The 2,727-nt window shown below is 73.8% G+C and carries 1 protein-coding gene and 1 pseudogene; both read left to right on the plus strand.

Annotation, left to right across the window (positions count from 1 at the left end):
* Window positions 1-7: 7 nt before the first annotated feature.
* A pseudogene (locus CFN78_RS30405) lies at window positions 8-88 on the plus strand (hypothetical protein); the annotation flags it as partial.
* 51 nt (window positions 89-139) lie between these two features.
* Window positions 140-2,727, plus strand: a 2,588-nt coding sequence (locus tag CFN78_RS28305; protein WP_240519749.1) for an acyltransferase domain-containing protein, incomplete at its 3' end; no start/stop codon positions are given.

The following is a 2,727-nucleotide window of genomic DNA, read 5'->3' on the forward strand; positions in this document are numbered from 1 at the left end:
GTCGAATTTGGGTCATACGCAGGCTGCTGCGGGTGTGGCTGGTGTGATCAAGATGGTGATGGCGATGCGGCATGGTGTTGTGCCGCGGTCGTTGCATGTGGATGAGCCGACGCCGCATGTGGATTGGGATTCGGGGTCGGTGCGGTTGTTGGCCGAGGCCGCGGACTGGCCGCGGACCGATCGGCCACGCCGGGCCGGGGTGTCCTCGTTCGGCGTCAGCGGCACCAACGCCCACATCATCCTCGAACAGCCCGCGCCTGCCCCGCCGCGCCCGCCGGCGCTCGAGCGCCCAGTTCCGTTGCTGGTGTCCGGCCGCACCGAACAAGCGCTGCGCGCCCAGCTCGACCGGCTGCCCGCCGAACCCACCGTCGACACGGCGTTCACCCTGGCTACCGCCCGCACCGCCTTCGAGCACCGGGCCGTGCTGCTCGGCGGCGTCGGGGAGCCGGTCGAGGTCGCCCGCGGGATGGCCGGGGCCGGGCGGGTGGCATTCCTGTTCTCCGGCCAGGGCGCCCAGCGCGTGGGCATGGGCCGTGAGCTGCACGGCCGCTACCCGGTGTTCGCCGCCGCACTGGACGCCGTCCTGGCCGAGTTGGGCGAGGACGTGCGGGCGGTGATGTGGGGCGAGGGCGGCGACCTGACCGAGACCCGGTGGGCGCAGCCGGCCCTGTTCGCGCTGGAGGTGGCCCTCTATCGGCTGGTGGAGTCCTGGGGTGTGGTGCCCGACCGGCTGGTCGGGCACTCCGTCGGCGAGATCGCCGCCGCGCACGTGGCCGGGGTGCTGTCGCTGCCCGACGCCTGTGCGCTGGTCTCCGCCCGCGCTCGGCTGATGCAGGCTCTGCCCGCCGGTGGCGTGATGGTCGCGGTGTCGGCCAGTGAGACCGAGGTGGCGCCGCTGCTCGGTCCGGAGGTGGCCCTGGCCGCGGTCAACGGTCCTGAGTCGGTCGTCCTGTCCGGCGCTGCTGGTCCGGTGCTGGCCGCGGCCGGGACGCTGGCCGATGACGGCCGGCGCACCCGTCGGCTGGAAGTCAGCCACGCCTTCCACTCGCCGCTGATGGATCCGGTGCTCGACGAACTCGGCCGGTCGATCGACGGAATCACCTTCGGCGCCGCGTCGACCCCGATCGTCTCCACGGTGTCCGGCACGCTCGCCGGGCCGGAGCTGAGTTCCGTCGATTACTGGGTCGACCAGGTCCGCGCCACCGTCCGGTTCGGCGACGCCCTCGGTGTACTCGCCGAGGACGGCGTGCGGACCGTGCTGGAACTGGGCCCGGAGGGCCCGCTGTGCGCCGCCGCGCACGAGGTGCTGCCCGCCGGTTCGGTCGCGGTGCCCGCGCTGCGCGCCGACCGGCCGGAAGAGCACGCGGTGCTGGCCGCGCTGGCCGCGCTGCATGTCGCCGGTGCCTCGGTGGACTGGCCGGCCTACTTCGCCGACCTCGACGCGACCACCGTCGACCTGCCGACCTACGCCTTCCAACGCCAGCAGTACTGGCCTGCGCCCGCTCCGCGGACCGCGGACGCCGCCGGTCTGGGACTGGTCGAGGCCGGGCATCCGCTGCTGGGCGCGGCGGTGAGGCTGGCCGAGGACGGTGAGGTGGTGCTGACCGGACGGCTTGCCCCGGCCACCCAGCCGTGGCTGGCCGAGCACCAGGTCGGAGGCGTGGTGCTGCTGCCGGCCACGGGCCTGCTGGAGCTGGTTGTCCGGGCCGGAGACGAGGTGGGCAGCCAGCACATCGAGGAGCTGATGCTGCTGGCCCCGTTGGTGCTGTCCGAGCAGGGGAGTACGCGGGTCCAAGTCCGGGTCGGAGCCCCGGACACAGCCGGAACTCGCGCGGTGAGCGTGCATTCCGGGGCGGACGACCACGGGTCGTGGACGCACAACGCCGCCGGAACGCTGCGCTCCTCCCCGCCGGCCGCCCCGCCGTCGTTGGGCGTCTGGCCGCCGCCCGGCGCCGAGCCGGTCGAGTTGGGCGACTGCTACGCGCGGTTCGCCGCGGCCGGGTTCGGCTACGGTCCGGCCTTCCAGGGGCTGCGCGCGGTGTGGCGGCACGAGGATGACGTGCTGGCGGAGGTGGCGCTGCCGCCGATCGCGGCCGAACAGGCCGCCGGTTTCGGACTGCACCCGGCGTTGCTGGACTCGGTCCTGCACGCCCTGTTGGTCACCCGTAACACCGAGGGCGAGATGCGGCTGCCGTTCGCCTGGGAGGGCGTGACCTTGCACGCTGGCGGGGCCGACGCGCTGCGGGTCCGGCTGAGCGAGCGGGGGCCGGAGGCGATCGCCATCGAGGCAAGCGACCTCGCCGGCCGGCCGGTGCTCTCGGTCGCGGCGCTGCGGGACCGGGTGGTCACCGACCATCCGACGGCTCCGGCTTCCGGCCAGGATGTGCGCGATGCTCTGTTCACCGTGGACTGGCCGGTGGTCCAGACCACGGGCGTTCCGCCGGCCGCCGTCGCCGTGCTGGGCTCCGGACTGGACGAGGTGGCCGGCGTCCGGGCCAGCGCGCTGGCGGACCTGGCACCCGCCGAGCTCGTCCTGCACCGGCTGAGCGGTGACGGCCCCACCACCGACGGCGGGCTTGCCGAGCGGGCGCTGGAGCTGATGCGGGAGTGGTTGGGGGATGGGCGTTTTGCGGGTTCGTGTTTGGTGTTGGTGACTCGGGGTGCGGTGGGTCCGGTGGTGGGTTCTGGGGTTGATGTGGGTGGTGGTGCGGTGTGGGGTTTGGTGCG

The sequence above is a fragment of the Amycolatopsis antarctica genome (assembly GCF_002262875.1).
Classification (GTDB): Bacteria; Actinomycetota; Actinomycetes; order Mycobacteriales; family Pseudonocardiaceae; genus Amycolatopsis; species Amycolatopsis antarctica.